Here is a 6512-nt window from a genome sequence, read left to right as displayed (position 1 = left end):
CGCTCAACAATAGCAACGGCAAGCTGCTTTCGAATACGGACCTGAGCCTTGCCAGCGGCACGCTGAACAATAATGGCGGCGAGATCGGCGCGGGCGCAAATGTAGCCATCCGCAGCGCGTCGCTGACAAACCATGGCGGCTCAATTGTTGCGCCGAACCTTACGGTGGCGGCCAGCGGCACGCTCGACAACAGCGGCGGCGATATCGAGGCGAACCAGCTTGCGCTGGCCGCGGCGGACGTGTTGAACCACGGCGGCGTGATTACGCAGTACGGCACGTCGGCGATGGGCTTCAATGTCAGCGGCACGTTCGACAACTCGAACGGTGGCACGCTCCAGGCCAATAGCACGGACCTCACGCTTGCCCCTGGTTCGCTTGTCAATGATGGCGGTGCGATCACGCACGCCGGTCACGGCAAGCTGACGATAGCCACAGGCAGCGGCGCGGGATCGATCTCGAATGCTGGCGGCACCATCCAGAGCAACGGGCAGGTCGTGGCGCAGGCCGGTGCGCTCAACAACGCGGCGGGTTCGATCGTCGGACAGAACGGATTGACGGCTACGGTCGGCGGCGCGCTCAACAATAGCAACGGCAAGCTGCTTTCGAATACGGACCTGAGCCTTGCCAGCGGCATGCTGAACAATGATGGCGGCCAGATCGGCGCGGGCTCGAACGAAACCATCCACAGTGGCTCGCTCACGAATAACGGCGGCTCGATCGTCGCGCCGAATCTGGCGCTCACCATCGGTTCCACGCTCGACAACAGCAGTGGCGATATCGAGGCGAACCAGCTTGCGTTGAGCGCGGCGGACCTCATCAATCATGGCGGCGCGATCACGCAGTATGGCACCCCCACGATGGGGTTCAACGTCAGCGGCACGTTCGACAACTCGAACGGTGGCACGCTTCAGACCAACAGCACGGACCTCACGCTGGCGCCGGGTGCGCTCATCAATGATGGCGGCACGATCCTCGACGCCGGAACAGGCACGCTGACGATCGCACCGGGCAGTGGCGCTGGCTACTTCTCGAACGTGGGCGGAAAGATCATCACCGCCGGTCAGATCGCGGCGTGGGCCGGGAGCCTGAATAACGCGAATGGCGTAATCGCCGCACAGGGGACGATCGCGGCTAACGTGTCGGGCGACGTGAACAATACGCAGGGTGCGATTCGCTCGCTCTCATCGCTGACGCTCGCGAGCGGCGGCGCCCTCACGAACACGAACGGACAGATCCAGTCCGGCACGGGGGCGGCGGACGACACGAGCACACTCGCTGTTCAGGCCGCGTCCGTCGACAATACGGACGGCCTCATCAGTGATCTCGGCAGTGGCGACGCGACCGTGCAGGGCGGCAGTCAGACCGTCAACCGCGGCGGCGTGATTACCGGCAACGGGAATGTCGCTGTCAATAGCTCTGCATTCCTGAATACGCAGGGCGGACAGTTGAGCGGCGCGAACGTCTCGGTGCGGGGCGATACCGTCGACAACAGCGGCGGCCAGATTGGCAACCTGACCGGGTCGAATGGCGATGTCGCGATTACGACGACCGGTGCGATCACGAACACGAACGGCCAGATAGGCGCGACACATAACCTGTCCGTCAATGCGGCGGCACTCACGGGCGGCGGTGCATACAGCGCAGCCAACGACGTGGCGCTCAGCGTACAGGGCGACTTTGCGCCCACCCCGGATCTGCAATTCGCCGCCGGCCACGATCTCACCTTTACGCTGCCCGGCACGTTCAGCAATGGCGCGTTGCTGGAGGCGGTGAACAACCTCGGCATCAACGCGGGCGACATCGAAAACAGCGGCACGATGATGGCGGGCGGTACGCTGACCACGCACTCGGCCACGCTGGAGAATACGGGTGTGCTGGTCGGGGGCAGCGTTTCGCTCAACGCCACGCAATCGATCACGAACGTCGGGCCGACTGCGCTGATCGGCGCGACGGACAGCAACGGGACGCTCGAGCTGCTCGCGGCCGATATCGAGAACCGCGACGACACCACGATGGCCGATACGCAGGCGACCACCGCGATCTTCGGTCTCGGTAACGTGGTGCTGGCGGGCGGCAAGGATGCGAACGGCAACTACACCCGCGCAAACCGGATCCGTAACCAGTCGGGGCTGATCGAATCGGCGGCCGACATGAAGCTCGACGCCGCCCAGGTGACGAACACGCGGACGGCTGTGACCACGACCGGCTTGACGCAGCCGGTCGATCCGGCGCTGCTGGAGCAGCTTGGCATCAGCATGTCGGGGTGTACCGCGATCTATATGGCGGCTTGCTCCGGTCAGAATGTGGCCTGGGCGAAGCAGGGGGATCCGAATCTCATTGGCGGTGTGTACGTCCAGCCGCCGAACGGCGGCCAGTGGAACAGCGGCTACCAGTACACGACCTACACGGGCGTGGCCGTGGCGAACCTGATCGCGTCGATCAGCCCGCAGGCGCAAATCATTGCCGGCGGCAACGTGGACGCCACGAACGTGGGCCTGTTCCAGAACTACTGGAGCGCGGTGGCGTCAGTCGGCAACATCGCGGCACCGGTCATGCTCGACCAGAATAGCTGGCAGGGACAAACCGCGCCCAAAGTTCAGGTGACGTATTCGGGCTACTACCATTACAACAACTACGACAACACTGAGCACAACTGGACATTGCCGTTCGGCGACGCACCGTTCACCGGCTCCCGGCCGGGCGGGTACACGCAGGCGGCGCCGGCCGACATCCGCGATTACGGGCTCCCGGCGTATGAATCGACCTTCGTGGCGGGCGGCACGCTTTCCGGCACCGGCATCAGTATCAACAACACGGCAGGTAACGCGGGCATCCCGTCGCTCGGTCTCGCCCCCGGCCAGGCGCTCTCCGGGGTCAATATCAGCGGCCTGAGCGGCAATGCGAGCGGCGCGACTACGGGAGGGGCGTCCGCGATCCAGGGCAGCGCTAGCGGCACGAATACCGGAGGGGCCTCCTCAGTCCAGGGCAGCGCTAGCGGCACGAATACCGGAGGAGCCTCATCAGTCCAGGGCAACGCGGGCGGTGCGAGCACCGGAACGGCCGCGGTCAGCGGCGGCTCGGGCATGGTCAATCCGGTCATCGCCAGTGCGACGGCGCAGAACGTCCTGCAAAACCTCACGATCCCGCAGGGCGGCCTGTTCCGTCCGGTGAGCACGCCGGGGGCCGATTACCTGATCGAGACGAATCCGGCCTACACGAACCAGAAGACGTTCATTTCGAGCGACTACTACCTCCAGCAGATCGGCCTGAATCCGCAGACCACCGAAAAGCGCCTCGGCGACGGCTTCTACGAGCAGATGCTCGTGCGCAACCAGATCACGTCGCTCACCGGCAAGGCGGTGCTCGGCCCGTACAGCGATGCTCAGGCGATGTACCAGGCGCTGCTCGCAGCGGGCGCATCGCTCGCGCAGTCGCTCAGTCTGCCATTTGGCATGAGCCTGTCGGCCGAACAGGTGGCGGCGCTCACGAGCAACGTCGTCATCATGCAGACCGAGATCGTCGACGGGCAGTCCGTGCTGGTGCCGGTCGTCTATCTCGCGAAGGCCAGCCAGCAGAACATGAACGGGCCGCTGATCGCGGCGACCGACATCAACCTCAAGAACGCGCAGGTCTTCACGAACAGCGGCACGGTGCAGGCGGGCAATACGCTGTCGATCGACGGCAAGTCCATCGACAACGCGTTCGGCGCGCTGCAAATCGGTGGGCTGATGTCGCTGACGACCAGCGGCAATGTCGACCTGACTTCGGCCAGCGTGAAGGCGGGCAGCCTCGCGCTGAACGCGGGCGGCGACCTGATCCTCAATTCCGCCGCGAAGACCGTCAACCAGATCAGCGCGACGGGCGCCACGCGAACCACGACCACGCTCGGCTCGCTCGCGAGCGTGAATGTGGCGGGCGACGCCGCCATTGTGACGGGTGGCAACTTCGAGCAGCACGCGGGCAGCCTGAACGTGGGCGGCAACCTGGGCATGGCCGTGGGTGGCAACTGGGACCTCGGTACGGTGCAGACCGGCGAGCACAAGGTGGTCGAACGCGCGAACGGGGTGTCGAACACGAGCTTCAACCAGGTGACGGGCAGTTCGGTGAGCGTTGGCGGTGTGTCGCAGATCGGCGTGGGCGGCGACCTGACGGCGACGGGCGCGAAGCTCAACCTGGGCGGCGGTGGCACGCTCGCGGCGAACGGCAACGTGACGCTCGAGGCGGCGAAGGCCACCTCGACCATCGACAGCAACAGTTCGGGCAGTGACAGCCACGGCAGCTATTCGGACTCGCTGCATCGGTCCAATGACACGCTCACGGCGACCACGCTGAATGCAGGCGATTCGCTCACTGTGGTGTCGGGCAAGGATATCAACGTCACGGGTAGCGCGATCAGTCTGGACAAGGGAACGGCGACGCTGGCGGCAACGGGCAATGTGAATATCGGCGCGGCCAGCGAGACGCATGTCGACAATTCGCAGGAGCAGCATAGCCACAGCAATGTGGTGAGCGGCAAGGAGGTGGCGAGCTCGCGCGATAGCACGACCACCCTGAACCAGGGCAGCCTGGTTTCTGCGGATGCCGTGCAGATTGCCAGTGGCAAGGACATCAACGTTGCGGGCAGCACGATCGTGGGCACGAACGATGTTGCGCTCGTCGCTGCGCATGACGTGAACATCACCACGACGCAGGACACCATGCGGTCGTCGGGCACGTATCAGGAGAAGACCACGGGGCTTGGCACGAGCGGCCTGACGGTGACGGTTGGCAGCAACAAGCTTGCGACGACCGACCACGAGTCGAGCGTCACGAACAATGCGAGCACGGTTGGGTCGATTGACGGCAATCTTTCGATTCAGGCGGGGAACACCCTGCATGTCACGGGCAGTGATCTTGTGGCGGGCGGCAACGTCACGGGCACGGCGGCGAACGTGATCATTGATGCGGCGACCGATACGGCGCATCAGGCGCAGACGCAGAAGACGAGCAGCAGTGGCCTGACGATTGGTCTCGCGGGCAGCATGGGCGATGCAATCAACAACGCGTATTCGGAGGGGCAAGCCATTGGCCGCTCGGCGAACAGCGGCAATGACCGGGCGGCCGCGCTGCACACGATTGCGGCGGCGGGTGATGCGGCGCTGGCGGTAGCCGGTGCGACCGGTGGCACGCTCATGAAGAACCCGAGCATTGGCGTTCAGGTGAGTATCGGATCGAGCAGCAGTCGCAGCGATTCCACTGAAAGCCAGACCATGAATCGCGGATCGAACGTCCAGGCCGGTGGCACGGCGGCGTTCGTTGCGACCGGGGACGGCACAGCTGGCAGCGGCAATGTGACGATAGCCGGATCGAACGTGAGCGCGAACGACGTGGTGCTGGCAGGCAAAAATCAGGTGAATATCGTCAACACAACCGACACCGATTCGACGCGTAGTTCCAACAGCAGCAAGAGCGCGAGCGCGGGCGTGTCGTTTGGCACGCAGGGTTGGGGCGTGTCGGCGGCAATGTCGAATGCGCACGGAGACGCCAATAGCGACGCGTCGATCCAGAACGCGTCGCATGTCACCGGTAGCAATAGCGTCACGGTCATCTCGGGCGGCGATACGAACATCACAGGCTCGCAGGTAAGCGGCAAGCAGATCACGGCGGATGTGGGCGGCAACCTGAACATTGCGAGCGTGCAGGACACGACCACGAGCGCGGCGCACCAGAGCAGTGTGGGCGCGGGATTCTCGATCAGCGCGGCGGGTGGCGGCGCGAGCGTGACCGCGCAATACGGTCATGCCGATGGCGACTATGCGGGTGTAAAGGAACAGGCGGGCCTCTACGCGGGCGATGGCGGATTTGATGTGAACGTCAAGGGCAATACGGCGCTGACAGGCGCGGTGATTGCCAGCACGGCGGATGTCTCGCAGAACAACCTGACGACCGGGACGCTGACGTTCTCCGACATTGAGAATCACAGCCACTACTCGGCGAACAGCATTGGCGGGTCGGCGGGTCTGTCGGGTCAGGCGACGTCGGACAAGGCGGTGGGCCCGGCGTCGGTGCCGGGCGCGGGTGGTCTGGTGCCGATGATTGCGCAGAACGAGAGCGGGGATTCGAGTGCGACGACGCGCAGTGCGATCAGTGCGGGGACGCTCAACGTAACCGACACAGCGCACCAGACGCAAGATGTGGCGAACCTCAGTCGGGACACGACGGACACGAACGGGACGGTCGCGAAAACACCTGACGTCAACAATATCCTGAACCAGCAGGCGGACACGATGGCGGCGGCGCAGGCGGCGGGTCAAGTGGTGGCGCAGGGGATTGGCGCGTTCGCAGACATGAAGGAGAAGGACGCGCAGGACGCGGCGCAGAAGGCGTTCGATGCAGGCGATGTGGACGCAATGAAAGGCGGTCTGGCTGATTACGAGAACTGGAAGGAAGGCGGTACGGATCGCATCATTGCGCACATTGCCGGAGGTGCGCTGATCGGTGGGCTGGGTGGAGGAACGGCATTGAGCACGATC

The 6512-nt window shown here is 64.5% G+C and carries 1 protein-coding gene; it reads left to right on the top strand.

Annotation, left to right across the window (positions count from 1 at the left end):
• On the top strand, positions 1–6512 hold a 6512-nt coding region (locus EYW47_RS03750; RefSeq protein WP_240763511.1), incomplete at both ends, for a hemagglutinin repeat-containing protein.

This window comes from Paraburkholderia silviterrae, from assembly GCF_004353915.1.
Classification (GTDB): domain Bacteria; phylum Pseudomonadota; class Gammaproteobacteria; order Burkholderiales; family Burkholderiaceae; genus Paraburkholderia; species Paraburkholderia silviterrae.
This window is presented reverse-complemented; position numbering and strand designations above follow the sequence as displayed.